The 22740-nt window shown below is 66.7% G+C and carries 29 protein-coding genes and 1 tRNA gene; 9 read left to right on the forward strand and 21 right to left on the reverse strand.

The features are described 5' to 3' along the window. The first annotated feature begins 4 nt into the window (after positions 1–4). Together ACFQQC_RS17060 and ACFQQC_RS17065 are read left to right on the forward strand one after the other, a co-directional pair. Positions 5–223 (forward strand): hypothetical protein, encoded by a 219-nt coding sequence (locus tag ACFQQC_RS17060; protein ID WP_376863732.1) that lies wholly within the window; start codon positions 5–7, stop codon positions 221–223. Continuing rightward, positions 223–474: a hypothetical protein gene (locus tag ACFQQC_RS17065; RefSeq protein WP_376863733.1), complete on the forward strand. Its 252-nt coding sequence runs from the start codon at positions 223–225 to the stop codon at positions 472–474. Before ACFQQC_RS17060 ends, ACFQQC_RS17065 begins: the two co-directional genes overlap by 1 nt. Here ACFQQC_RS17065 and ACFQQC_RS17070 read toward each other — a convergent pair whose 3' ends face one another. Beyond that, entirely contained in the window at positions 475–1581 is a 1107-nt protein-coding gene (locus tag ACFQQC_RS17070) for an acyltransferase family protein (RefSeq protein ID WP_376863734.1), read from the reverse strand. 44 nt (positions 1582–1625) lie between these two features. Next, positions 1626–2045 (reverse strand): DUF1801 domain-containing protein, encoded by a 420-nt coding sequence (locus tag ACFQQC_RS17075; RefSeq protein ID WP_376863735.1) that lies wholly within the window; start codon positions 2043–2045, stop codon positions 1626–1628. 18 nt (positions 2046–2063) lie between these two features. On the opposite strand from ACFQQC_RS17075, the gene ACFQQC_RS17080 reads away from it, so the two are divergent. From ACFQQC_RS17080 to ACFQQC_RS17090, 3 genes are read left to right on the forward strand one after another with little or no spacing between them, the layout of a single operon-like run. Continuing rightward, positions 2064–2357, forward strand: a complete 294-nt coding sequence (locus tag ACFQQC_RS17080; protein WP_376863736.1) for a DUF4160 domain-containing protein — start codon at positions 2064–2066, stop codon at positions 2355–2357. Beyond that, on the forward strand, positions 2347–2628 hold the full coding sequence (locus ACFQQC_RS17085) for a DUF2442 domain-containing protein (protein WP_376863737.1): 282 nt from the start codon (positions 2347–2349) through the stop codon (positions 2626–2628). Before ACFQQC_RS17080 ends, ACFQQC_RS17085 begins: the two co-directional genes overlap by 11 nt. Then, positions 2625–3077 carry a hypothetical protein gene (locus ACFQQC_RS17090; RefSeq protein ID WP_376863738.1) on the forward strand — a complete coding sequence of 151 codons (453 nt, stop codon included), beginning with the start codon at positions 2625–2627 and terminating at the stop codon, positions 3075–3077. Before ACFQQC_RS17085 ends, ACFQQC_RS17090 begins: the two co-directional genes overlap by 4 nt. Here ACFQQC_RS17090 and ACFQQC_RS17095 read toward each other — a convergent pair. Genes ACFQQC_RS17095 through ACFQQC_RS17115 form a run of 5 tightly spaced genes read right to left on the reverse strand, consistent with a single transcriptional unit; the run spans position 3074 to position 6480 of the window. After that, positions 3074–4492, reverse strand: a complete 1419-nt coding sequence (locus tag ACFQQC_RS17095; RefSeq protein WP_376863739.1) for an NAD(P)(+) transhydrogenase (Re/Si-specific) subunit beta — start codon at positions 4490–4492, stop codon at positions 3074–3076. The genes ACFQQC_RS17090 and ACFQQC_RS17095 overlap by 4 nt on opposite strands. Beyond that, positions 4489–4800 carry a hypothetical protein gene (locus ACFQQC_RS17100; RefSeq protein WP_376863740.1) on the reverse strand — a complete coding sequence of 104 codons (312 nt, stop codon included), beginning with the start codon at positions 4798–4800 and terminating at the stop codon, positions 4489–4491. Before ACFQQC_RS17100 ends, ACFQQC_RS17095 begins: the two co-directional genes overlap by 4 nt. Beyond that, positions 4797–5126, reverse strand: coding sequence for an NAD(P) transhydrogenase subunit alpha (locus ACFQQC_RS17105; protein ID WP_376863741.1), 330 nt, complete (start codon positions 5124–5126; stop codon positions 4797–4799). The genes ACFQQC_RS17100 and ACFQQC_RS17105 overlap by 4 nt, the downstream gene beginning before the upstream one ends. Further along, the gene (locus tag ACFQQC_RS17110) at positions 5126–5308 is read right to left on the reverse strand and encodes a hypothetical protein (protein ID WP_376863742.1); all 183 of its coding nucleotides are present in this window, start codon (positions 5306–5308) and stop codon (positions 5126–5128) included. Before ACFQQC_RS17110 ends, ACFQQC_RS17105 begins: the two co-directional genes overlap by 1 nt. 38 nt (positions 5309–5346) lie before the next feature. After that, positions 5347–6480, reverse strand: coding sequence for a Re/Si-specific NAD(P)(+) transhydrogenase subunit alpha (locus ACFQQC_RS17115; RefSeq protein ID WP_376863743.1), 1134 nt, complete (start codon positions 6478–6480; stop codon positions 5347–5349). A gap of 132 nt (positions 6481–6612) precedes the next feature. On the opposite strand from ACFQQC_RS17115, the gene ACFQQC_RS17120 reads away from it, so the two are divergent. Next, positions 6613–8388 carry an acyltransferase family protein gene (locus ACFQQC_RS17120; protein WP_376863744.1) on the forward strand — a complete coding sequence of 592 codons (1776 nt, stop codon included), beginning with the start codon at positions 6613–6615 and terminating at the stop codon, positions 8386–8388. A 149-nt stretch (positions 8389–8537) separates the two neighbouring features. Beyond that, complete coding sequence (mdoH, locus tag ACFQQC_RS17125; RefSeq protein ID WP_376863745.1) at positions 8538–10442, forward strand: glucans biosynthesis glucosyltransferase MdoH; 1905 nt, start codon at positions 8538–8540, stop codon at positions 10440–10442. Positions 10443–10749: 307 nt separating this feature from the next. Here the strand turns inward: mdoH and ACFQQC_RS17130 are convergent, their stop codons facing one another. The 4 genes from ACFQQC_RS17130 to ACFQQC_RS17145 form a co-directional block, all read right to left on the reverse strand. Beyond that, entirely contained in the window at positions 10750–10989 is a 240-nt protein-coding gene (locus ACFQQC_RS17130; protein WP_376863746.1) for an aa3-type cytochrome c oxidase subunit IV, read from the reverse strand. Positions 10990–11050: 61 nt separating this feature from the next. After that, positions 11051–12187, reverse strand: a complete 1137-nt coding sequence (locus ACFQQC_RS17135; protein ID WP_376863747.1) for an OmpA family protein — start codon at positions 12185–12187, stop codon at positions 11051–11053. A 155-nt stretch (positions 12188–12342) separates the two neighbouring features. Next, complete coding sequence (locus ACFQQC_RS17140; RefSeq protein ID WP_376863748.1) at positions 12343–12939, reverse strand: hypothetical protein; 597 nt, start codon at positions 12937–12939, stop codon at positions 12343–12345. 58 nt (positions 12940–12997) lie between these two features. Further along, complete coding sequence (locus ACFQQC_RS17145) at positions 12998–14800, reverse strand: M3 family oligoendopeptidase (protein ID WP_376863749.1); 1803 nt, start codon at positions 14798–14800, stop codon at positions 12998–13000. Between the two features lie 86 nt (positions 14801–14886). Between ACFQQC_RS17145 and ACFQQC_RS17150 the strand changes: the two genes are divergently transcribed. Next, complete coding sequence (locus ACFQQC_RS17150; RefSeq protein ID WP_376863750.1) at positions 14887–15357, forward strand: DUF1203 domain-containing protein; 471 nt, start codon at positions 14887–14889, stop codon at positions 15355–15357. 8 nt (positions 15358–15365) lie between these two features. On the opposite strand, the gene ACFQQC_RS17155 is transcribed toward ACFQQC_RS17150, so the two are convergent. The 4 genes from ACFQQC_RS17155 to ACFQQC_RS17170 form a co-directional block, all read right to left on the reverse strand. Then, positions 15366–15974: a DUF2059 domain-containing protein gene (locus ACFQQC_RS17155; protein ID WP_376863751.1), complete on the reverse strand. Its 609-nt coding sequence runs from the start codon at positions 15972–15974 to the stop codon at positions 15366–15368. Positions 15975–16030: 56 nt separating this feature from the next. After that, the gene (locus ACFQQC_RS17160; protein WP_376863752.1) at positions 16031–16465 is read right to left on the reverse strand and encodes an NUDIX hydrolase; all 435 of its coding nucleotides are present in this window, start codon (positions 16463–16465) and stop codon (positions 16031–16033) included. A gap of 116 nt (positions 16466–16581) precedes the next feature. Next, on the reverse strand, positions 16582–17085 hold the full coding sequence (locus tag ACFQQC_RS17165; RefSeq protein WP_376863753.1) for a DUF2059 domain-containing protein: 504 nt from the start codon (positions 17083–17085) through the stop codon (positions 16582–16584). Between the two features lie 106 nt (positions 17086–17191). Continuing rightward, positions 17192–17620, reverse strand: coding sequence for a winged helix-turn-helix transcriptional regulator (locus ACFQQC_RS17170; protein ID WP_376863754.1), 429 nt, complete (start codon positions 17618–17620; stop codon positions 17192–17194). Between the two features lie 57 nt (positions 17621–17677). On the opposite strand from ACFQQC_RS17170, the gene ACFQQC_RS17175 reads away from it, so the two are divergent. Further along, a complete protein-coding gene (locus tag ACFQQC_RS17175; RefSeq protein WP_376863755.1) occupies positions 17678–18286 on the forward strand; it encodes an NAD(P)-dependent oxidoreductase in 609 nt (202 codons plus the stop codon). Positions 18287–18411: 125 nt separating this feature from the next. Here the strand turns inward: ACFQQC_RS17175 and rplA are convergent, their stop codons facing one another. The 6 genes from rplA to ACFQQC_RS17205 all read right to left on the reverse strand — a co-directional run bounded on the left by rplA (position 18412) and on the right by ACFQQC_RS17205 (position 22229). After that, positions 18412–19101 (reverse strand): 50S ribosomal protein L1, encoded by a 690-nt coding sequence (rplA, locus tag ACFQQC_RS17180; RefSeq protein ID WP_376863756.1) that lies wholly within the window; start codon positions 19099–19101, stop codon positions 18412–18414. A 3-nt stretch (positions 19102–19104) separates the two neighbouring features. After that, positions 19105–19536 (reverse strand): 50S ribosomal protein L11, encoded by a 432-nt coding sequence (rplK, locus tag ACFQQC_RS17185; RefSeq protein WP_141627215.1) that lies wholly within the window; start codon positions 19534–19536, stop codon positions 19105–19107. 195 nt (positions 19537–19731) lie between these two features. After that, positions 19732–20301, reverse strand: a complete 570-nt coding sequence (gene nusG / locus ACFQQC_RS17190; RefSeq protein WP_376863757.1) for a transcription termination/antitermination protein NusG — start codon at positions 20299–20301, stop codon at positions 19732–19734. A gap of 16 nt (positions 20302–20317) precedes the next feature. Then, positions 20318–20608, reverse strand: a complete 291-nt coding sequence (gene secE / locus ACFQQC_RS17195; protein ID WP_376863758.1) for a preprotein translocase subunit SecE — start codon at positions 20606–20608, stop codon at positions 20318–20320. A gap of 73 nt (positions 20609–20681) precedes the next feature. Further along, a tRNA-Trp gene (locus ACFQQC_RS17200) sits at positions 20682–20757 on the reverse strand. A 131-nt stretch (positions 20758–20888) separates the two neighbouring features. Continuing rightward, positions 20889–22229 carry a hemolysin family protein gene (locus tag ACFQQC_RS17205; RefSeq protein WP_376863759.1) on the reverse strand — a complete coding sequence of 447 codons (1341 nt, stop codon included), beginning with the start codon at positions 22227–22229 and terminating at the stop codon, positions 20889–20891. Between the last annotated feature and the right edge of the window lie 511 nt (positions 22230–22740).

Raw genomic sequence — 22740 nt, forward strand, 5'->3', positions numbered from 1 at the left:
TCAGATGGCCTTCGCCCCCGCCGCCCACATCGCCGCCAACCGCTACATGATAGTTCCCTGCGAGGCCGAAGGCGGCCTGGCCGTCATCTGGGATCGTCTGGAAGAACAGGTGATCGACGTCATCGACGCCCGCCAGTCGGCCCGCTACGCCGACGAGGACGCCCTGTGGGACGAGGCCCGCCCCCTGTTCGACCCGGCCGCCGACTTCCGCATGGCCGCCTGATGGCCGCCGCCCTGTCGGTGGTTGCGGGCCTGCTGCTGCTGATCTGGTGCGGCACCTGGCTGCTGCAGATCGCCCTGTGGCTGATCCAGCTGGCGATCCTGCTGGTCCGGAGAAGCCTGACGGTGGTCGCGGGTCTGGCCGGAGTGGTGGTCCTGCTGCTCACCGATCGCGACGGACTGCGGCGGGCGCTGGCCAACGACGCCGCCCACCAGCGGGTCCGCACGACCTTGGCCCGCGAGCGCTGGAGTTGATCAGGCCGTCTTCGGCTTGGTCCAGCGATCGATCATCCGTTGGGCCGGGGCTTCCACGAAGCGGTGCGCCAGCACGGCCAGCACCACGATCAGGCCGAACAGGCCGATGCCGAACAGGTCGTTCAGCCAGACCGATCCGAAATCGATCCGGCGCGCGGGCATCCAGTCCAGCTTGCGCGCGAAGATGATGGTCACCACCAGCACGAACATATGAACCATGTAGATGGCGAAGGACCACCGGCCGAGGGTCACCAGCGGCTTCGAGTCCAGCAGCCGCGACAGGGCGCCGTCCTCCCCGGCGAAGACCCAGACCGAGACCACGAACAACAGGGTCACCAGCACCGTCGTCGGGCCGGCCGCATAGCCGATGAAGACGCACAGGCCGATCACCGTGGCGATCTCCAGCGCCGTCGCCGCATGCCCCTTCAGGCGCGGGATCCGGGTCCAGTAGCCCTGCAGCAGCGCGCCGAGGAAGAAGCCATAGACGGCGCGCGGGAAGGCCAGATCATAGGTGGTGTTCATGTACCGTTTGGCGAACATCAGCACCATCACCGCCCCGACCACCGCCAGAGCCGCCCCGATCCAGCGCCAGCCTTTAGGGACGGCCAGCAACAGCAGGGCGAAGACGACATAGCAGCCGACCTCGACGCTGAGCGTCCACGACGGGCCGTTCCAGGTCAGGAACGGATGGATATTGAAGGCCTGGATCAGGAGCAGGTTGGAGAAGATCGACTCGATCGAGCGATCCCGCGCGAAAGGCGTCACACTGTCGAAATGGGTCCACAGCCGCACCAGCTCCAGCCCGATGAAGGCGGCCAGCATCAGCACATGCAGGGGCCAGACCCGGCCCAGACGGCGCACCATGAACCGACCCGCGTCTTTCGGCGTCTTCAGCCGCTGCGCATAGGCGTGGGCGATGACGAAGCCGGACAGGACGAAGAAATAGTCGACGAACAGATAGCTGTGCTGGATCAGTCCCCAGTCCCGCCAGTGGGCCGCCACCGGCATGTGGAACATGACCACCAGGATGGCGCAGACCCCGCGCAGGGAATCCAGCGCCTCGAAGCGGCGGTGGGCGGGATTCGCGGGGGCGGCGTTCGTGTTCACGGCGGCGTGATAGCGCCGGTCGGGGGCGCGCGATAGTGGCGTTTTCAGCAGCCCGCCGTGGCGGGGTTTCCGGCCCGCATCCGCGCCACCGAACGCTCGACCAACTCGCGCAGGACCGCGGGATCGAGGTCGTCCAGCCGGTTCACATACAGACAGCCCACGGACGTCTTGTGCTTGCCCAGCCGGGCCAGCAGGTCCTCCGCCCCGTCGAAGTCGCGCGAGACATAGAGCACCAGATTGGCCTTGCGCGGCGAGAAGCCGATGATCGGCCAGTCCCCGGTCGGCCCGCGATAGCTGCCGTATCCGATGATCGACGGCCCCCACAGCACGGCCGGCTCGCCCGACACCTCGGTCATCAGGGCGTTGACCGCCTCGGCGTCGACCCGACGGCGCGGGTTCTCAACGGCAGCGATGAAGTCCGGCACGGAGGCTTCGGTGGGACGGGTCTTGGGTTCAGCGGGCATGGCGGATACAATCTTTGCGTGTTAGAAATCACCGTCATTCCGACCATAGCCTTCTTCCACGGCATCGCCATCCGCATGTTCTTCAATGACCATGCGCCGGCGCATTTCCATGCCTACGCCGGTGATGAGGAAGCGAAGTTCGACATTTCGACCGGTGCCGTGATCGGCGGCAAGCTGTCGGCCGCCCGGCGAAAGCTCGTCCAGAAGTGGATTGCGATGTATGGTGCGGAGCTTCAGGCCGCCTGGACCGCTGTCCGCAACGACCAGACGCCCGAACGTATTCCGGGACCCGATGCCGACAATGACAACTGAGATCGTCCGCGTCCGAAAGCTTCAACGGCTCGGCGACTATCGCCTGAAGCTGTGGTTCTCCGATGGCCGCGCCGGCGAGTGGGACTTCTCCGAGCTGGCGGCTCGGGGCACGGAGATCACCCGCCCGTTCGCCGACCCCGCCTATTTCGACCGCGTCTTCCTCGAGTTCGGCGCCCTGACCTGGCCCAACGGCTACGACTGGGCGCCCGACGCCCTGCACGCGGACATGGCGGCGGCGGGGGTGCTGAAGGTCGAGAGCGCGGCGGCGTGAAATTTCAACCTGACTGGGAGGCGCTCGGCGTACTGGTTGCTGGCATCAGCGCTTTCGCAACCGTAGTGGTCGGCTGGGCAGCAGTCCGGATCGCTCGAGGACAAACGAAGGCGGCGCTATTTGATCGCCGGTTCAAAGCCTACCGCGACCTCGCCTCAGGCATCGCGTCGATGAAAATCGACGGGGCGATTTATCCCAAGACATACGAGACGCTGAAAGAGGCCGTCCATCTCGCGCGCTTTCTTTACAGTCGGCCCATTGTAGGACCGCTGGAGGAACTTCAGACCCATGCCTATCACGCTTGGCTCCTGCGCCCCCTTGAGAACCACGGGCGCGACGTCAAAGACTACGACGAAGCCGAAAGGCATATGCGCGCGATCGAAAACATCTGGTCGTCGGTTCAGCCTTTGATGGAGAAATCCCTCCAAACTTGGGCTGACAGGAACTAGAGCGCCTTCACGATCCCCTCGACCATCTTCTTGGCGTCGGCGAACAGCATCATGGTGTTGTCGCGGAAGAAGAGCTCGTTCTCGACGCCCGCATAGCCCGCCGCCATGCCGCGCTTGATGAACAGGACCGTGCCCGCCTTCTCCACGTCGAGGATCGGCATGCCGTAGATGGCGCTGGTCGGATCGGTCTTGGCGGCCGGGTTGGTCACGTCATTGGCGCCGATGACGAAGGCGACGTCGCAGCTGCCGAACTCGCTGTTGATGTCCTCCAGCTCGAACACCTCGTCATAGGGGACATTCGCCTCGGCCAGCAGGACGTTCATGTGGCCCGGCATCCGGCCCGCGACGGGGTGGATGGCGTATTTCACGTCGACGCCCTCTTCCTTCAGCTTGTCGGCCATCTCGCGCAGGGCGTGCTGGGCCTGGGCGACGGCCATGCCATAGCCGGGCACGATGATGACCTTGCTCGCGTTCTTCATGATGAAGGCGGCGTCGTCGGCCGAGCCCTGCTTGACCGGCCGGGTCTCGACGTGGCCGCCGGCGCCCGTAGCCGCCGCATCACCACCGAAGCCGCCCAGAATGACGCTGATGAAGCTGCGGTTCATCCCCTTGCACATGATGTAGCTCAGGATCGCGCCCGAGCTGCCGACCAAGGCCCCGGTGATGATCAGGGCGATGTTCTCCAGGGTGAAGCCCAGCGCGGCGGCGGCCCAGCCCGAGTAGGAGTTCAGCATCGAGACGACCACCGGCATGTCGGCCCCGCCGATGGGGATGATCAGGGTCGCGCCCAGCACCAGCGCCAGCAGGAAGACGCCCCAGAAGGCCCAGGTCGCCGTGCCGCCCGACCCGATCAGCAGGCCGATCAGCAGGACCAGAGCCAGCGCCAGGGCGATGTTGATCAGGTGTCGGGCGGGCAGCAGGATCGGCGCGCCGCTCATGTTTCCGTTCAGCTTGGCGAAGGCGATCACCGAGCCGGTGAAGGTGATGGCCCCGATGGCGACGCCCAGACTCAGTTCGATGATCGACAGGGTCTTGATGCCGCCCGCGGCGGTGGCGATGCCGAAACTGTCCGGGGCATAGACGGCCCCCACGGCCACCAGACAGGCGGCCATGCCGACCAGCGAGTGGAAGGCGGCGACCAGTTGGGGCATCTGGGTCATCTGCACCCGCCCCGCGATCACCGCGCCCGCGCCCCCGCCAACCACCACCCCGCCGACGATCAGGCCCGCCGTCAGCAGGTCCAGCGCACCGGAGCTCCACAGGGTCAGCACCGTCACGCCCACGGCCAGCGCCATGCCGATCATGCCGAAGGTGTTGCCCTGACGGCTGGTCTCGGGGCTGGAAAGCCCGCGCAGACTGAGGATGAACAGGACGCCCGCGACCAGATAGGCCAGCGCCGCGATGGATGCGCTCATGCCGTTCCCCCCTTGTTATGTTTCATCGGCCCCTTGGCCGGGCAGGCCGTCCGCGACAACCGCCACAGCGCCCCCGCCACGAACAGGGGCGACAGCAGGGCCAGCGCCCATTCGATCACACCCAGCGGTTTCCCCTGCCCCACGAAGCGCAGCAGGATCGACGAGAAGACCAGCACCGTGCCGCAATCGAGCTGACGCAAGCGGCGGATCGGGTGCTTCTCGATGAAGGACCACGCCCACAGGCCGGCGCCGCCCACCAGACCGGCGATCGAGATCCAGAAGACAATGCTGGCGGCGTCGAGGCTCACGAGGCGGCGGTCCCCGGCTTCGGCTTCTCCTTCTTGCGGTACATGGCCAGCATGCGCCGCGTGACCATGAAGCCGCCGAAGATGTTGACACTGGCCAGGGTCACAGCCGCCACGCCCGCCCCCTTGGCGATCCAGCCGTCCCCGCCCGAGGCGACCGCCGCCGCCGCGATCAGGCCGCCGACGATGATGACGCTGGAGATGGCGTTGGTGACGGCCATCAGCGGCGTGTGCAGGGCCGGCGTGACGCTCCAGACCACATAGTAGCCGACGAAGATCGCCAGCACGAAGATGGCGAGGCGGAAGATGGTGGGATCGACGTGTTCCATCAGCTTCTCGCTTCCAATCTTGCGTCAATGCTAACCAGAAGACGCAGTACGCCGCCGGCGATCAGGCTGCCGAAGAACACCTGCAGGGTGTTGCCCAAGACAACGCCACTGCCTTCTCCAAGCGCTGTCGCGGCGACGAGGCCAACGACGGCCAAAACGGGACCGCCGATCATGACCAGCATCGCCGCCGCCGCGAGTACGTTCCTGAGTTTCGTAGAAATCATCCCCTCACCCCCTCATGCACCACGGCCCCGCCGCTGGTGACCACGGACGCCTTGAGGATTTCATCCTCCAGATCCACCGCCAACGCCCCGTCCTTCACGAACAGCCCGACGAAGGCGACCAGGTTGCGGGCGTAGAGGGCGCTGGCATCCGCCGCGATCCGGCCCGGCAGGTTGGACCAACCGACGATCTGGACGCCGTTCGGGGTGGTGACCACCTCACCGAGCCTCGCCCCCTCGACATTGCCGCCGTTGTCGATGGCCAGATCGACCAGCACCGAGCCGGGCTTCATCGAGGCGACATGGGCCGCGGTGACCAGACGCGGCGCCGGACGACCGGGGATCAGGGCCGTGGTGATGACGATGTCCTGTTTGACGATGTGGCTGGCCGTCAGCTCGGCCTGCTTGACCTGATACTCGGCCGACATCGGCTTGGCGTAGCCGGCGGCGGTCTCGGCGGCCTTGAACTCCTCATCCTCGACGGCGACGAATTTCGCGCCCAGCGACTCGACCTGTTCCTTGGAGGCCGGGCGCACGTCGGTGGCGGTGACCACCGCGCCCAGACGGCGGGCGGTGGCGATGGCCTGCAGGCCCGCGACGCCCGCGCCCATGACGAAGACCTTGGCTGCGGCGACCGTGCCCGCCGCCGTCATCATCATCGGGAAGCCTTTCCCATACGCATACGCCGCCTCGATCACCGCGCGATAGCCGGCCAGGTTGGCCTGCGAGGACAGCACGTCCATCACCTGCGCCCGGGTGATGCGGGGCACGAACTCCATGGCGAAGGCCGTCGTCCCCGCCCCGGCCAGCGCCTGCACCGTGTCCTTCTCGCGATACGCATCCAGCATGGCCGCGACGATGGCGCCGGGCTTCAGCGCGCTGATCTCCTGCGCCGTCGGGCCGCGGACCTTCAGCAGGATGTCCGCCCCGGTCAGCACCGCGCGGGTGTCCTTGGCCACCGTCGCGCCCGCCGCCTCATAATCGGCGTCCGGAATGGAGGAGCCCGTCCCCGTCCCGGCCTCGACCAGCACAGTCGCGCCCAGCGCGATCAGCTTCTTCACGGTCTCGGGAGTGACGGCGCAGCGCGTCTCGCCCTCACGGCGTTCGCGGGTCACGGCGATGGTGACAGCCAAACGAATCCCTCCCTCAGTTCTTCGTTGAGCGACGTTAGGCTGTTCTTCGAGGATGCGTCAAAAACACGCCGCATGGACAGGCGGCCCGCGCTCGACCATAGACGCCGCGTGTCAGCCGCCCCCGTTCCCAGTATGCGCCGCAATGATCTGGACTGGATCCGGGTCGCCGCGTTCGGCCTGCTGATCCTCTACCATGTGGCTTTGGTCTATGCGCCGTACGACTGGCACATCCACAGCGCCCACACCTTCGGCTGGCTGCATGAAGCCCTGCTGCTGACCAATCCCTGGCGGCTGACGCTGCTGTTCCTGGTCTCGGGCGCGGCCCTGCGGTTCATGACCGGTCGCCGGTCCGCCAAACAGACCCTGCGCGCCCGCGCCGAGCGGCTGATCCCGCCCCTGATCTTCGGCGCACTGGTGCTGGTGCCGATCCAGTCGTTCGTCGAGGCCATCGACAAGGGCGGCTTCACCGGCAATTTCGCCGACTGGCTGTGGCACGAGTTCAGCCCGTCCGGCCTCGCCAACGGGGTGCCGGTCAACCACCTGTGGTTCCTCGTCTACATCACCGCCTACAGCCTGGTCGCCATCGGGCTGCTGACTCGTCCGGCCCTGATGCAGAAGGCCGAGGTCTGGCTGGCGCGGAACACCGCCGGCTGGCGGCTGCTGATCGTGCCGCTGGTCTATCTGATCGTCATCCGCATCGTCCTGTTCCCCATCTTCGGCATCACCAACAAGCTGAGCTGGGACGGCTACAACCACTTCCTGTCGCTGGGCGCCTTCCTGTTCGGCTTCCTGATGGTCCGGCACGAGGCCCTGTGGGCCGAGCTGGAGCGCCGTCGCCGACTGGCCCTCGTCATCGCCCTGATCGCCCTGCCGATCATGATGCTGCAGGCCGCCCACCCCGGCGGCGGGACCTGGTTCGGCATTCCGCGCGCCGTCGTCTTCGCCATCGACCAGTGGGCGACCATCGCCGCCATCCTGGGCTACGCCAGCCGTTATCTGCGCAAGGCGCAGGGGCCGGCGCTGAACTATCTGGTCGACGCCACCTTCCCGCTCTACCTGGCCCACCAGACCGTGCTGGTCGTGGCGGTCTGGTTCGTGCGCCCGGCCCACATGCCCGCGCCGCTGGAGGCCCTGACGCTGGTGGGTGTCACCTTTGGGGTCAGCCTGCTGGTCTATGAGATCGTGCGGCGCATCCCCCTGATCCGTCCGGTCTGGGGGCTGAAGCCCCTTCCCGTCCCGCCGGGTCGGGCGAAATACCATCGCCGCCGTCGTCTCCTGTGGATCGGCATGGCGGCGCCTGTGCTGGCGGGCGTCGCGGTCGTGGCCGCCGTCCTGACATGGCCCGGCTTTGATCACGCCCGACAGTATCTGAGCGAACTCGGCGGCGCCTCGGCCCCCATCCCCCTGATCTTCAACGGCGGCGTCTTCCTGGCGGGCGGCATGTGCATCGCCGCCGGGGTCGGCTTCGGCCTGGCCATCCATGCCCTGACCGGGGGCCGCGTCATCGCCGCCCTGACCGCCGTGGTCTTCATCCTCGCCGGGATCGGCCTGTCCGCCTCCAGCCTCTATCCCTGGCCCGACCCCCGGCACATGGCGATCAATCTGGGCCTGGGCATCCAGTTGGCGCCCCTGCTGCTGCTCTGGGGCCTGTGGAAGCACATGAACCTGAAGCGGCTGAAGGTCTTTCTGGCCCTGGTCTTCGTGGTCATGGCGGTGCTGACGGTCCTGACCAAACACCTGCTCTGGCCCGGCACGGTGAACGACGCCAATGTCGGCTGGTGGGAGCGCGGCTATGCGCTTATTCTGGTCGGGTGGGTCGGAATCGCGGCTTGGGTGCTGGATCGACGGCTGCGGGATCACGCGGATCGTGATGCGCCGCCCGCCGAGGGCCCCTCGCAAATCCCCTGAGAGCGGGGACTCTCACAATTTTCTTCGCCACTTCACCATTGCGTGATTGAAAATCGCGCGGAAGTGATCGACATTGGGCCTCGTGTTGCAATGCAACAAGTCCCCTCCGGCGTCCGGCCGGCGGTTGGAACAGAGGCCTGGAACGACGCATGACCAACCAAGCGATCCGGATCGACGCCGCCAACGCCGATATTGGCGTTAATGAGCGTCCGGCCTGGACCTGGCTGCCCGAGGAGGCCCCTCTGGCGATGCCGCGTCAGTCCCTGAACAGCTGGGACGCCACGCCCGACGTCCCCACGCCCGCCACCTCGCCGGTCAATGTCGGCGCCCGGCGCCTGACGCTCACCGTGCTGACGGCGATTGTTACAGGCCTGGCCCTGATCGCGCCGCTCGCCCTGTTCTCGCGCAACGGCTTCGACGGGCTGGAAATCGCGTCCCTGACCATCTTCGGCGTGCTGATCACCGCCATCGGCTGCTGGTTCTCCAGCGCCGCCATCGGCTTCTGGGTGCTGCTGACCGGCCGTGAGCAGGACGACCTGGCCTTCGCTCCGCATCCCAAGGAGCCGACCCAGCGCACGGCCATCCTGATGCCGCTGTACAACGAGGACGCCCGCGCGGCGTTCGCGCGTCTGGCCGTGATCGACAATTCGCTGGCCCGCCTCGGCGTCTCGGACGCCTTCGACATCTTCGTGCTCTCCGACTCGACCAAGGCCGAGGCCGCGGATCAGGAGCATCAGGCCTATCTGGGCTTCCGCGCCCACGCCCACAGCCGCGTCTTCTATCGCCGTCGCGAGAAGAACATCGAGCGCAAATGCGGCAACCTGTCGGAATGGACCCAGCGCTTCGGCGGCGCCTATCCGTTCATGCTGGTGCTGGACGCCGACTCGACCATGGCCGGTGAAACCATCCTGCGCATGGTCGACGCCATGGAGCGCAACCCGGGCATCGGCCTGCTGCAGACCACCCCGACCATCATCAAGGGCCAGACCCTGTTCGCCCGCGTGTCGCAATTCAGCGTGCGCCTGTACGGCCGCGTCGCCGCCGCCGGCCTGGCCTGGTGGGCCGGTTCGGAAGCCAGCTACTGGGGTCACAACGCCATCCTGCGCACCGAGGCCTTCGCTTCGACCGCCCACCTGCCGATCCTGGCGGGCCGCGAGCCGTTCGGCGGCGCCATCCTGAGCCACGACACCGTCGAGGCCGCCCTGCTGCGCCGCGCCGGCTGGGCCGTGCATGTCACCGCCGCCCTGGACGGCAGCTGTGAAGAGACCCCGGCCACCATGCTGGACTTCATCCAGCGCGATCACCGCTGGTGCCAGGGCAATATGCAGCATTTGGGCCTGCTGAAGACCCGCAGCATGACCGTGATGAACCGTGTCCAGATGGCCATGGGCTTCATGGCCTATTTCTCGTCGCCCCTGTGGCTGGCCTCGCTGGTCGCCGGCATGGCGATCCAGATGCAGTATCCGATCGACTGGGCGTCCTTCGGCTACATTCTGAAGCCCGAGTTCTCGCCCTTCATGCTGGCCACCCTGCTGTCGGGCGTGCTGCTGATCGGTCCCAAGATCATGGGCGGCCTGCTGGTCCTCAGCCGTCCGCGCGAGCGTCGCGCCTTCGGCGGCGGCAAGCGTATCGCCAAGGGCATGGCCATGGAGATCCTGCTGTCGGCCCTGATCGCCCCGATCCTGATGGTCGCCAACACCAAGGCCATCATCCAGATCGCCTCGGGTCACGACGCCGGCTGGAAGGCCCAGGACCGCGACGCCGACGGCGTCAGCTGGCGTGACGCCTTCCGCGCCATGCGCTGGCAGATGGCCACCGGCCTGCTGTTCACCGTCGGCCTGTGCATCCGTCCCGACCTGATCGCCTGGTTCGCCCCGGTGGTCCTGCCGCTGCTGTTCTCGGCCCCGCTGGTCGTCCTGACCTCGCGCCGTCGTCTGGGTGAAGCCGCCGCCAAGGCCGGCTACCTCGCCGTCCCGGATGAAGCCGGCGTCAGCGTCAGCACCATCCCCAGCGCCGCTCAGCACACCGCCCTGCGCGCCGTCGCCGGCGCCTGATCGTTTCGCGGGGGTGCGCCGTCATGGTGCATCCCCGCAACATCGATCGGCGATTACGCTGCATCGCAACATAATTTGTGCGCCGCCCTCTGGTCGTTCCGGAACGCGCTGATACCGTGATCCCGCTTTCAGAAGGCGGGAGACGGCCCGACCAACCTTGATCCTCCGGGATCCGGCGTTGGGCCGTTGACCCGCCCTGAAGTCCCTCCCCGATCCTTCCAGACGCGAAAAAGGCCGGACTGCTGAACAGCCCGGCCTCTCCAGTCTTGCCTGCAGCCCCTGGCGTCGGATCAGGGGCGCATGATCCTCAGTGCGCCTTGGGCGACCGCAGGAAGAAGATGCCGGCGGCCATCAGCACGAAAGCCGCGCCCGCGCCCATGATGAAGCTGCCGTTCGGCATGAACCACAGCGTCAGCAGAGCCAGCAGGGCCGCGATCGACAGCGCGCCGTATTTCGACAGGACCATGAACAGGTCGTAGGTCGACTTCTGCTCGCTGATCTCCATCGAGCCGCGAACGTAGTCGTCTTGAGCGTGGGGGTCGGCCATGGGTCGGTTCCGGATTCGGAAGAAGGATATCCTTTGTCTTATAGCGACGCGTCTGACAGGCTCAAGGCTGAGCTGACGCCGGTCGTATCCGGACTTCGACGCGTCGATTCAGCGCCTCTCGCACTCCGTCTCCAGTGATGCGCGCCAGCTGGCTTTCTCCGCGTCCATCAATCGACATGGCTGCGCCTGGAAGTCCGGCGGACACGAGCGCGTCCGCCACCGTGCGCGCCATCCGGCTGGAGCGTGAGACATTGTAGGTGGCGGTGCCGTCCGTATCCGTATGTCCGACTATCTCGATCGCCGAACCCGGGTTCTGATTGTAGTAATCCACAATGCTCCGGATCACCGATTGCCCTTCGGCCGTCAGGTCGCTTCGGTCCCAGTCGAAGTAGATGGTGAAGCCGCGCCCGGCCGGCGTGGTCGACCTCGGCCCGACTGCCGGCGGCGTGGGGCGATCAGGCGGCGTCATGGGCGCAGCCGCAGGCGGTGCGATCGGTGCTGCCTCAGCGAGCGAGCGCAAGGTCGTGCTTGCGGCGAGCAGGGCGTCGAGGGTCGCACCGGTATTGAACGGGTGACTGGCCGTAACATCTGTCCCGGTTTGGTGGATGCCCACAAAGGCATACGTTCGGGACGTCAGGATCGGTGCGCCGGAACTGCCCTGCTCAGTCGAACACATGTGATTGACCCTGCCCTCGCCGGCAGGAACGCCAGAGCGCGTGCAGCCCCGCGTCAGCCGCATCGGCAGCGAGAGCGGATAGTGCACGATATCCATATAGAGGTCGTTCGCCGGTGCCCGCCGAAGGGGCATGGGCTGGATCTCGGTCACAGACCGGGACAGCCTCAGGATGACGTAATCCAGTTCCTCGTCGCGCTCGACGATTCCCCGCACATCGACCGACAGGAGCTCCTCGCCGACGCTCGGGGAAACGTCGCCAAAGGTCACGCGGGCCTGACGGAGCTGGATGCCCACCCCGCCGCCGTCCGTGCAGTGATACGCCGTGATGACCATGTCGGGCGCGATCAGCGTCGCCGTACAGAAGTTCACCCCCGCGCGGCCGCCCGTCTCCTGCTCGGAGAACAGCAGGGCCAGCCGACCGACCGGGCGTGACGCCCGCAACCGTTCTTCGCTCAGGACGTCAGGCACATCCCAATTCGCGATGGTCTGGTCATCAATCCGATCCCCGCCGGTCGGGCGCATAAGGGATTCCGCTGTGCGCAGCCGGGGCTGCAGACGCCAGGGCCGTGGACTGTCAAAGGCTTCGGCGGGCAAGAAACCGGGCAGCGTCTGCGTCTGTGCGTGGACCGGACTGCCGACAAGACCGCCGATCAGCAGGAGCGCGCCTGCGATCGTCCTCAAAGCGCGACTGCGGCGGGGCAGGTCAGGGCCGACACATCCGCGACCGCATCACGGCGAATGAACTTCACTCCGCGAACCGCGTCGGTAGCTGAATCATAGAAGATGACGGCGTGATAATCGCCAGCAGGACGATAGGTCAGATAGTCCGTCAGGATCGGAGAGACGACGCCGAGCAGAAGCTGAAGGACCGCCCAGAGACCGGACTCCGCGGGCCGGCTCTGACAGGCCAGCAATGCGCCGCCGGATTCCTTCACACGCCGCGTCCATCGCGTCATGCGTTGATCACCCGCCGTGAGGCCGGTGGCGGCGGAGTTGATCTGAGCCAGTGTCAGCGGCGTGCCGACGGGCACGGTCACCATGATCCCCCGCACCCGGCCCTTCATCGACGCATGCAGCGTCCGGTCGAAGGTGTCAGTGCTCGCATAGGTCAGCGCGCTTTCGTTGCTCGGGGGGATCATCAACGCGCCGATCGGGTCCGCCACCGAAGAGGTCAGAACCTGATGTACGCCGGATGAATTATCACCATCCGTCGCGCAGCCGGTCAGCACCAACGCAGCCGTCAGCGCACTGATGAACTTCAGCGAATCCGCCATAACACCCCTCCCCGAACATCGTGATCCTATCGGAAAGGATTGACGTCGCAACAGTTTTTCAGACCAGGGTCTCGAACTGGTCGATCAGCCGCTCCAGCCGCTTGGTGCCGATGGTCCAGAAGGCCGGGTCGCGCGGGTTCAAGCCGAACGGGGCCAGAGCCTCGACGTAGCCCTTGGATCCGCCGCCCGCGAGCAGTTGGCGATACAGGGGCGTGAAGCCCTCCGGGTCCTTCGCCCGCGTCTCCATCAACGCCGCCACCAGCAGGTCGCCGAAGGCGTAGGCGTAGACGTAGAAGGGCGAGTGGACGAAGTGGCTGACATAGCTCCACCAATGTTCATAGCCCGGGTTCAGGGTGATCGCCGGGCCCAGCGAGCCGCCCATCTCCTCCAGCCAGATCTCGCCGATCCGCTCGACGGGAACCTCGCCGTTGGCCCGCTCGTCGTGGAAGCGGGTCTCGAAGCGGTGGAAGGCGATCTGGCGCACGACGGTGTTCAGCCCGTCCTCGATCCGCCCGGCCAGCAGACCGCGTTTCTCGGCCTCCGGAGCGGTCTTCAGCAGGCGGTCGAAGGTCAGGCCCTCGGCGAAGATCGAGGCCGTCTCGGCCAGGGTCAGCGGCGTGTCGGCCAGCAGGCTGCCCTGCCCCGCAGCCAGCGTCTGGTGCACGCCGTGGCCCAGCTCGTGCGCCAGGGTCAGGACATCGCGCCGCTCGCCCATCCAGTTCAGGAAGACATAGGGGTGACGATCCGAGGTCACCGGATGGGCATAGGCGCCAGACTGCTTGCCCGGACGCGCCTTGCCGTCGATCCACGGCTTGTCGAAGAAGCCCTGCGCCCGGTCCGCGAAGTCGCCGCCCAGATCGCTGAAGCTCTCCAGCACCAGTTCCCTGCCCTGCGCCCAGTCCCAGCCGCGCGGGGCCGTGGTCTCCAGCGGCGCATTGCGGTCCCACTGGTCCAGCTTCGGCTTGCCCAGCACCTTGGCCTTCAGGGCGTAGTAGCGATGCGACAGGACCGGATAGGCGGCGACCACAGCCTCGGCCATCGCGTCCACCGACTCGCCGTGAACCTCGTTGGACAGGTGGCGGGCGTCGGCGGGCCGTTTGAAGCCGCGCCACTTGTCCTCCAGCGCCTTGTCGGCGGCGACGGTGTTCAGCACCAACGCCATCGTCGAGGCCTTGGCCCCCAGCGCCTCGTCCAGCCCTTCGGCGGCGGCCTTGCGACGGGCGTCCTTGGGATCGGACAGCCGGTTCAGCGCCTCAGCCAGCGTCAGTTCGTCCTTGCCCGCCTTCACCTTCAGCGCCGCCAGCGTCTCGTCGAACAGACGCGGCCACTGGGCGCTGATCGGACCGCGCTCGGCGAGGAAGGTCTCGAGCTCCTGGCTCAGCTCATGCGGCTTCATCGCCCGCGTCCGGCGCAGCCAGGGCGACCAGCGGGCGGCGGCGGGATGGGCCTTCAGCGCCGCCTCGACGGCGGCGTCCTCCAGCTGATTGATCTCCAGCGTCACCCAGATGGTTGGGGTGGCGATGGCCGTCAGCTTCTCGCGCACCGTCGCCTCGAAACCCTGCGCGCCTGCGTCGTTGCGGTTGGTGGAGGCGGCGAGGAAGGCGTAGGCGCCCAGCCCGCCCAGCAGGTCCGACGCCTGCTCATACAGGGTGATCGCCCGGTCCAGCCGCTCGCCCAGCACCGCCGCGTCGCCCTGCGCCGCCGCCAGCTGCCCCTGCAGGCCGTTCAGTTCGCCGACCAAGGCGCGGGCGCGCTCCAGATCGGCCTCGATGCGGGCGTCCTCACGCGAGGCGTACAGATCGGACAGATCCCACAGCGGGGCGTCCAGCGGATCGGCGGGGGTCTTGAAGGGGGCGTTCATACCCTCCGTTGTGGGGATGCGGGCGCGTCGGCGCAACAGCCGAAACCCGCCAGACACCCGCGCGAGAAGGTCACAGCATCCCCCCCATGACCTTCCGCATCCATTCCCTGCCGATCGCCCCCTTCCGCCCGCTGTTCGCACTGGATGACGCCGCGCTGGAGCGGCTGGGCGCTCGCCGCATGGTCGCCGACACTCCGCACAGCGCCCCCTGCCGGGTCAGCCTGATCGACGCCGCGCCGGGCGAGGCCCTGATCCTGCTCAATCACCGGCATCTGGACGTCCCGACCAGCCCCTATCGCTCGGGAGGCCCCGTCTTCGTACGCGAGGCCGCCGTGGAGGCCGATCCCACGCCGGACACCGTGCCGGACATGCTGGCCCGTCGCCTGCTGTCAGCGCGCGCCTATGACGCCACCGGGATGATGACGGACGCCGACGTGGTCGAGGGCGCCGATCTGGCCGCGCGGCTGACGCTCTGGTTCGCCGATCCGGCGGTGGAGCGGGTGCAGATCCACACCGCCCGCCGCGGCTGCTTCATGGCCGAGGCGCGAAGGGCCTGAAGCCGCCCTTACTTGTGCCGGCTTGCAGGCGCCGCGCTGTTCGTCAGGCCCGCGCCTTCGCGCATGCCCCGGCGCAGCTCCTGCATTTCCGCGGGGGTGCAGCCGTAGTGCTGGCACATGCGGGTGACCATCTTCTCCAGCATCTGGGGGACGACGGCCATCACCGCGCGGTTGGCCTCAGGCATCACCTGCACGCTCTTCTCGGCGATCACCCGCCCCATCGGCGTCTCGTAGAAGGTCACCAGCGCCGTCAGCTCTTCCTCGGTGAAGATGGTCGCATAGACCGGCACCATCTCCGTGATCATCAACGGCACCATGTCCGTGGTCAGTTCCGCCGTCAGACTGATGATGAAACGGCGATCCTCGTCCGGCACGTCCCGCATCGACTGATCCGTGGACATCTGGTCCCCCAGCATCTGGTGAATCACGTCCTCGAACTGATCCGTCATCATCAGGTCAAGGTAACGCCGGCTGAGCTCCAGCTGACGCTCCGACGGGATGACGGGCGTCGCCAGCCGTACGACGGGCAGGCGCTCATCCTGCCGGGCCTGCGCCGGCGCAACGGTCAGGCTGGACGCGGCGACCAGGGCCGCGGCGAAGGCGATGATGAAACGCATGATGGTATCCCCCGTTTGCGCCATTCTTCCGTGAAGGCGCGTCGGGACACAATCGCCTATTTGTGAAAATTCCGAATGATCTCCGCCAGATCGCCCTCGCTCACACAGGCGGCGGCCTGTTCGGGCGACATCCAGACCCGATCGCGCTGTCCCTGCTCCTGCCAGGCGGCATGGATGGTTTCGACCTCCAGCGCATAGACGGAGACAACGCACCAGCGCGGCGCGCGACGTTTCAGCACCTTCAGATAGCGGAATACGCCCAGGGGCGTCGCGTCGATCCGCCCTTCGACCCCCGCTTCCTCAAGCGCCTCGACCGCGGCCGCCTCGGCGTCGGTCAGGCCCGGCATGCGGCCGCCCTTGGGCGTCACCCAGCGACGGGTTTCGCGCGAGGTCACCAGCAGGATTTCCAGCCCCTGTGGCCCGTGTCGCCACGGCAAGGCCGCGACCTGCCGGCGTTCCGCCCGCTCGGTGCGGATCACATCTCCCGCCATCAGTCCCGCAATCCACTCGCCATGCCGCCGCCCGCTCGCCGGGCTCCGGCGCCTCAATCCAGCCTGCGACCCTTTACGTCAATCCGTCAGAATCCGGACAGGTTTTCACACTGCGATCAGCGGCCCGACTTGGCCGCCGCTTCGGTGATTTCGGTGCAGTCGAAGCGCTGGCAGAATTTGTCGTCCATCGACGCGATGCGTGGCATCAAATGCGGCATCATCGCCTCCTGCATCTCCAGGCTCATCTCCATGGTCTTGCGGGCGATCGACCGTCCCATCGGCGTCTCGTAGAAGGCCACGGCGGCCTCCAGTTCAGCGGTCGTGAACTCGTCGGCGACATCATCCCGGACATCGGCGATGGTCGCGGCCATGACCTCCTCGAACATCAGCGTCATCTGATCCGTCAGCCAGACTTGCTGGTCCGCCGGCAGATCCATCTCCGCATAGGCGTCTTCCATATAGCTGCGGACCAGCTTGGCGGCGTCGCCGCCCTGGGTCAGCTGCAGGTATCGCCCCGCGAGATCCAGCTGGCGCTCACGCGCGGCGTCCGGCGCGTCCTGGGCCAGCACCGGACCGGCGCACAGCACGAACAGGGCGATAAAGGAAACCAGCAGCCGCATGACACTCCCCCGAGCGGGCGATCATGATCACCCGGCGCCGGTTCAGCCGCAAATGGAATTACGGCGTGACGCGAACGCTTCGCGCGATTTTCGGTGACCTGTGGCCTCAGCCCGGACGGGCGTCATAACGCCGGCGCGCGGTCTCGACATCGCTCATCCGGGTCTCGGCCCAGTCGATCATCGGCCGCAGAGCCGTCACCAGCGTCCGACCCAGCGGGGTGATCTCATAGGTGACGCTGACCGGCACGGTCGGCTCCACATGGCGGGTCGCCAGCCCGTCCCGCTCAATCTGGCGCAGGGTCTGGCAGAGCATCTTCTGGGACACGCCGCCGATGCGCCGCTTCAGGGCGTTGAAGCGCATGGGCTGCGCATCCAGCGTCGTCAGCAGCAGGGTCGTCCATTTGTCCGCGATCCGGTCCAGCAACTGCCGCGTCGGGCATTCGGCGGCATAGACGTCGCCCCGCTCAAATGCCGACGCCGCGTCAGGGGCGGTTCCCCGCAGGTGACCAGATGAGATTTCGGTGCCTTCTTGCATGACCGATTTCCATATCGCACCTGGTACCCATTGGAAACCACCAAGGAACCCTCCCCCATGAACATCGTCGTCCTGGGCGCCAGCGGCCGCGCCGGCTCGGAAATCACCCGCGAAGCCGCGGCGCGTGGCCATACGGTCACCGCCATCGCCCGCAAGCCCGAGGCCATTCCGACAGCTGACGGCGTCACCGCCGTGGCCGGCGATGCGTCTGACGCCACGGCCCTCGCCTCGCTGCTCAAGGGCACGGACGCGGTCATCAGCGCCCTGCACCACGACATCCCCGCCGCCACCCTCCTGAAGGCGCTCCGGACCGCCGGCGTGCCGCGTCTGCTGGTCACCGGAGGGGCCTCGAGCCTGGAGGTCGCGCCCGGCGTCAAACTGATCGACACCCCGGACTTCCCCGAGGAGTGGAAGGTCTTCGCCCGCAACGGCATCATCTTCCTTGACGACCTGCGCGGCGAGACGGACATCGACTGGACCTATTTCTCCCCCGCCGCCCTGATCGAGGAAACGCCGCGTCTGGGCGCGTTCCGCACCGGCACGGACCAGCTGATCACCGACGCCAAAGGCGACAGCAGGATCAGCTTCGCCGACTACGCCATCGCCATGGTCGACGAGCTGGAGCAGCCGAAGCACAGCCGCGCCCGGTTCACGGCGGCGTACTGAGCGCGAACGGGCTCGATCAGCCGCTCCTTCGGCCTCAAGTAGCCGACAGGCGGTAGGCCACAGAAAAAGAAAGCCCCGGAAGATCGCTCTTCCGGGGCCTTCGTCATTTCAGCACGTGGAGCCTATCAGGCGCCCAGCGAGGCCGGGTCGATCTTGAAGCCCGGGCCCATCGTCGACGACAGGCTGATGCGCTTCACATAGGTGCCCTTGGCGCCCGACGGCTTCGAACGGACCAGAGCGTCCACGAAAGCCTTCACGTTGGCTTCCAGGGCGTCCTGGGTGAACGAGGCCTTGCCGATGCCGCCGTGAGCGATACCGGCCTTCTCGACGCGGAACTCGACGGCGCCGCCCTTGGCGTCCTTGACGGCCTGGGCGACGTTCGGGGTCACGGTGCCGACCTTCGGGTTCGGCATCAGGCCGCGCGGGCCCAGCACCTTACCCAGACGGCCGACGAGGGCCATCATGTCGGGCGACGCGATGACGCGGTCGAAGTCCATCAGGCCACCGTTGATCTGCTCGTACAGATCCTCGGCGCCGACGTATTCAGCGCCGGCGGCGCGGGCTTCATCAGCCTTGGCGTCCTTGGCGAAGACGGCGACGCGGACGTCACGGCCGGTGCCCGACGGCAGGTTGACGACGCCACGGACCTGCTGGTCGGCGTGACGCGGGTCGACGCCCAGGTTGACGGCGATCTCGATCGACTCGTCGAACTTGGCCTTGGCGTTTTCCTTGACGAGCTTGATGGCGTCTTCGAAGCCCAGCAGGGCTTCACGGTCGCCGGTACGGGCCTTCTGGGCCTTGGTCAGCTTGGCCATGTCTTAGCCCTCCACCACTTCGAGGCCCATCGCGCGGGCCGAGCCTTCGATGATCTTCGCCGCGGCGTCGAGATCGTTGGCGTTGAGATCCTTCATCTTCTTCTCGGCGATCTCGCGCAGTTGCGACTGCTTGATCTTGCCGGCGACTTCACGACCCACGAGCTTGGAACCCGACTTCAGGCCGGTGGCCTGCTTCAGGTACCAGGTCGCCGGCGGCGTCTTGGTGATGAAGGTGAACGACTTGTCCTGGTAGACGGTGATGACGGTCGGAAGCGGGGTGCCCTTGGCTTCCTTCTCGGTCCGCGCGTTGAACTCCTTGCAGAAGCCCATGATGTTCACGCCGCGTTGACCCAGAGCCGGGCCGATCGGGGGCGAAGGCGTGGCCGAACCGGCCGGCACTTGCAGCTTGATATAGCCGAGAATCTTCTTGGCCATTGGTCTCTCCTAAACGGTGATCCCGAACTCAATCGGGACCGGTGAGCCGTGGTCTGGCATGGCTGCCTCCCACGGATTTACGCAATTGCTTGCGCCGCCCTGTTCAGAGCGAGGCGCGCGTATAGCGGACGAAGGGCTGAATTGCAAACGGCGACCCGAGGGCCGCCGCTGCGAAATCCGTGATGGAGCCGGGGCTTAGGCCGCGACCTTCTCCACCTGATTGTACTCCAGGTCCACCGGGGTCGGGCGACCGAAGATCGACACGGCCACGCGCAGGCGGGCGTGCTCCTCGTCGACGCTCTCGACCTGGCCGTCGAAGCTGGCGAACGGGCCGTCGATGACCTTGACGGTCTCGCCGATGTCGAAGCGGATGGTGGGCTTCGGACGCTCGACGCCCTCTTCCACCTGACCGACGATCTGCTGGACCTCACGCTCCGAGACCGGCAGCGGCTTGGTGCCGCCGGCGGCGCCCAGGAAGCCGGTCACCTTCGGGGTGTTCTTGACCAGGTGGTAGGCGTTGTCGGTCATCTCCATCTTCACCAGGACGTAGCCCGGGAAGAATTTGCGTTCCGAGTTCACCTTGCGGCCGCGACGCACTTCCACGACCTCTTCGGTCGGGACCAGGATTTCCGAGAAATTGTCCTCGAGGCCCTGCTGCTTGGCCTGCTCGCGCAGCTGCTCGGCCACCTTCTTCTCGAAGTTCGAGTAGGCGTGGACGATGTACCACTTGTGGCGCGGGTTGGCGGGCTTGGCGACGTCGGTCATTGGAAGTCGGTCTCTCTTACTGGCCGATCGCGAGGACGACCTGGGACAGGCGCGTCAGGCCGAAGTCGACGATGGCGAAGAAGACGGTCGCGACGGCGACCATGATGAAGACCATCACCGAGGTGATCCACGTCTCCTTGCGGCTCGGCCACACGATCTTGCGCCCTTCGGCGCGGACCTGGCTGGCGAACTGCGGGATGGACGTGCGCTTCTTCGGGGCCGGAGCCTCGGCCGCGACGGCGCTGCCGGCGATGGCCGGTTGAGCGGTCTGGGGGCGGCGTCCCGAAGGAGTCTTGGCCTTGGCCATGCGGCGTCTCTTCAAACAATCGAACCTGTCACAACCAGATGGGAAGTCCCATCCGGTTGCGACAGGGGGAAAATGGCAGGAGTTGGGGGACTCGAACCCACGACCCCCGGTTTTGGAGACCGGTGCTCTACCAGCTGAGCTAAACTCCTGGAGCAGAAAGTCAAAGGCGCCGGGTGTCCCGAACGCGTTTGCTTTCGCCAGAGGCGGGGCTATGCCCCACCCCGGCTGCCTTTTCAAGCGTCGTTACGGCCAAAGAGCCATATCGTCGCAAAGAATGCCCTTATCCCTGCTCGTCCAGATGCGCCGCGACAGCGTCGGCCTCGTCCTCGGGCTTCACCAGCTGCTTGAACAGCAGCTTGTCGATGCGGCGGTCATCCATGTCGATGACCTCCACCTCGAAGCGGCCCAGCTGCAGGACTTCGCCCTCGTCCGGCACGCGCGACAGCTGGTGCAGGACCAGGCCGGCGACCGTGTGGAAGCCTTCGGTCTCGCCGAAGTCCTCGCCCAGTTCGTCCGACAGCTCCTCGAGGTCCGTCTGGCCGTCGACCAGCCAGCTGCCGTCCTCGCGCTGGCGGATATAGGCGTCCGCCTCGTCGTGGCCCTCGTCGAAGTCGCCGGCGATCATCTCCAGCAGGTCGGTGGCCGTGACCACCCCCTCGAAGGCGCCGAACTCGTCGACCAGGAAGGCCATGTGCACCTTGGATGCCTTCAGGATCTCCAGCGCCTTCAGCACCGAGGTCGACTGCGGGATGAAGGCCGGCGTCTGGACGTGCTTCTCGATATTGAACTCGCCGTTGTCCAGCAGGCTGTCCAGCAGGTCCTTCTTGTGGACCACGCCCAGCGGATTATCGACGTCGTTCTCCTTGGCCACGACGATTCGCGAATAGGGACAGGTGCGAACCTCTTCGCGCAACTGCTCCTCGGTATCGTCAAGCGCGACCCAGAAGACCTCGTGACGCGGCGTCATGGCCACCCGGATCGGGCGGTCGCCGAGCGTCAGGATCTCCTCGATCATCGTCTGCTCTTCAGGCTCGATCAGACCGGCCGAGGTGCCCTCGGCGATCATGGTCTCGACCTCTTCCTGGGTCACGTCGGAGCCGTCGCGATCCTTGATGCCGAGCACCTTCAGGATGCCCGAGGTAGAGGCCGTCAGCAGCAGCACGAACGGCTTGAGCACCAGCGCCAACGTCGAGATCGGGCCGGCCATCTTGGAGGCCACGCTTTCCGGGAAGATCAGGGCGATCCGCTTGGGCACCAGTTCGCCGACGATCAGCGAGACGTAGGTGATGAAGACCACCACGATGGCGGTCGCGATGAATTCGGACCAGGGCGCGAGGGCCGGGATCGTCGTTTCAAGAATATGGTTCAGTTCGCCGGCGATGGCGGCCTGACCGTAGGCGCCGGCCAGAATGCCGATGGCGGTGATGCCGACCTGCACGGCGGACAGGAAATGGGTCGGGTTCTCCGCCAGCTTGAGCGCCGCCCGCGCGCCCCGGTCTCCCCGCTCGGCCCGGCTCTGCAGCCTCGATTTCCGGGAGGAGACGACCGCGAGTTCGGTCATGGCGAAAAGGCCGTTGAGCACCACGAGGAGCAGAACGACGGCTATGGCGATGGCTAACATCTAGGGGGAGGAGGACCAGCGCGGCGCAACAAACGGCGTCCGCGCGAAGGATGATAAGGGCGTTTTGGCCCGACCGCCACGGTTTTGCTGAAATTCAGTCCGCGTGCGCGCTTATGGCCACGGCCGGGGCCGCCGCCGACGGTTGCGCGGCGGCGCAGGCGGACATCCCGATCAGGGTGCCGATGAACAGGCCGATGCGGAGCGCGCGGAGCATTTGGTTACCAAATCCCTAACAACCTCTGCCGCACAAAGACCCGGGATTCGCTGTCCGGCAAGGCTCCGCCCCCGCCGGTCGTCCTCTTAACCGCACCTTTCCCCTGACAGGCGAGATCGCAGGAGCGCCAAAGAAAACCCCCGCCGGATCTCTCCGGCGGGGGCTTCAGTCTTCGGTGCTTGGCGGTCCCGCGCTCAAGGAGCGAGCGACCGCGTCGCGAGCGTTAGCGCCCTTCGATCAAGGATTACTCGATGATCTTGGCGACGACGCCGGCGCCGACGGTGCGGCCGCCTTCAC

Source organism: Brevundimonas sp. GCM10030266 (assembly GCF_042666595.1).
In the GTDB taxonomy this organism is placed as follows: domain Bacteria; phylum Pseudomonadota; class Alphaproteobacteria; order Caulobacterales; family Caulobacteraceae; genus Brevundimonas.

Coding starts and splice junctions, on each gene's coding strand:
- ACFQQC_RS17110 (WP_376863742.1), bottom strand. CDS start 5,308: ATGCTGGTCATGATCGGCGGTCCCGTTTTGGCCGTCGTTGGCCTCGTC.
- ACFQQC_RS17065 (WP_376863733.1), top strand. CDS start 223: ATGGCCGCCGCCCTGTCGGTGGTTGCGGGCCTGCTGCTGCTGATCTGG.
- ACFQQC_RS17105 (WP_376863741.1), bottom strand. CDS start 5,126: ATGGAACACGTCGATCCCACCATCTTCCGCCTCGCCATCTTCGTGCTG.
- ACFQQC_RS17150 (WP_376863750.1), top strand. CDS start 14,887: ATGACCTTCCGCATCCATTCCCTGCCGATCGCCCCCTTCCGCCCGCTG.
- ACFQQC_RS17170 (WP_376863754.1), bottom strand. CDS start 17,620: ATGCAAGAAGGCACCGAAATCTCATCTGGTCACCTGCGGGGAACCGCC.
- ACFQQC_RS17135 (WP_376863747.1), bottom strand. CDS start 12,187: ATGCGCCCGACCGGCGGGGATCGGATTGATGACCAGACCATCGCGAAT.
- ACFQQC_RS17095 (WP_376863739.1), bottom strand. CDS start 4,492: ATGAGCGCATCCATCGCGGCGCTGGCCTATCTGGTCGCGGGCGTCCTG.
- ACFQQC_RS17060 (WP_376863732.1), top strand. CDS start 5: ATGGCCTTCGCCCCCGCCGCCCACATCGCCGCCAACCGCTACATGATA.
- ACFQQC_RS17140 (WP_376863748.1), bottom strand. CDS start 12,939: ATGGCGGATTCGCTGAAGTTCATCAGTGCGCTGACGGCTGCGTTGGTG.
- ACFQQC_RS17120 (WP_376863744.1), top strand. CDS start 6,613: ATGCGCCGCAATGATCTGGACTGGATCCGGGTCGCCGCGTTCGGCCTG.
- rplA (WP_376863756.1), bottom strand. CDS start 19,101: ATGGCCAAGCTGACCAAGGCCCAGAAGGCCCGTACCGGCGACCGTGAA.
- ACFQQC_RS17155 (WP_376863751.1), bottom strand. CDS start 15,974: ATGCGTTTCATCATCGCCTTCGCCGCGGCCCTGGTCGCCGCGTCCAGC.
- ACFQQC_RS17075 (WP_376863735.1), bottom strand. CDS start 2,045: ATGCCCGCTGAACCCAAGACCCGTCCCACCGAAGCCTCCGTGCCGGAC.
- ACFQQC_RS17130 (WP_376863746.1), bottom strand. CDS start 10,989: ATGGCCGACCCCCACGCTCAAGACGACTACGTTCGCGGCTCGATGGAG.
- ACFQQC_RS17165 (WP_376863753.1), bottom strand. CDS start 17,085: ATGCGGCTGCTGGTTTCCTTTATCGCCCTGTTCGTGCTGTGCGCCGGT.
- ACFQQC_RS17205 (WP_376863759.1), bottom strand. CDS start 22,229: ATGTTAGCCATCGCCATAGCCGTCGTTCTGCTCCTCGTGGTGCTCAAC.
- ACFQQC_RS17175 (WP_376863755.1), top strand. CDS start 17,678: ATGAACATCGTCGTCCTGGGCGCCAGCGGCCGCGCCGGCTCGGAAATC.
- ACFQQC_RS17085 (WP_376863737.1), top strand. CDS start 2,347: ATGACAACTGAGATCGTCCGCGTCCGAAAGCTTCAACGGCTCGGCGAC.
- rplK (WP_141627215.1), bottom strand. CDS start 19,536: ATGGCCAAGAAGATTCTCGGCTATATCAAGCTGCAAGTGCCGGCCGGT.
- mdoH (WP_376863745.1), top strand. CDS start 8,538: ATGACCAACCAAGCGATCCGGATCGACGCCGCCAACGCCGATATTGGC.
- nusG (WP_376863757.1), bottom strand. CDS start 20,301: ATGACCGACGTCGCCAAGCCCGCCAACCCGCGCCACAAGTGGTACATC.
- ACFQQC_RS17145 (WP_376863749.1), bottom strand. CDS start 14,800: ATGAACGCCCCCTTCAAGACCCCCGCCGATCCGCTGGACGCCCCGCTG.
- secE (WP_376863758.1), bottom strand. CDS start 20,608: ATGGCCAAGGCCAAGACTCCTTCGGGACGCCGCCCCCAGACCGCTCAA.
- ACFQQC_RS17160 (WP_376863752.1), bottom strand. CDS start 16,465: ATGGCGGGAGATGTGATCCGCACCGAGCGGGCGGAACGCCGGCAGGTC.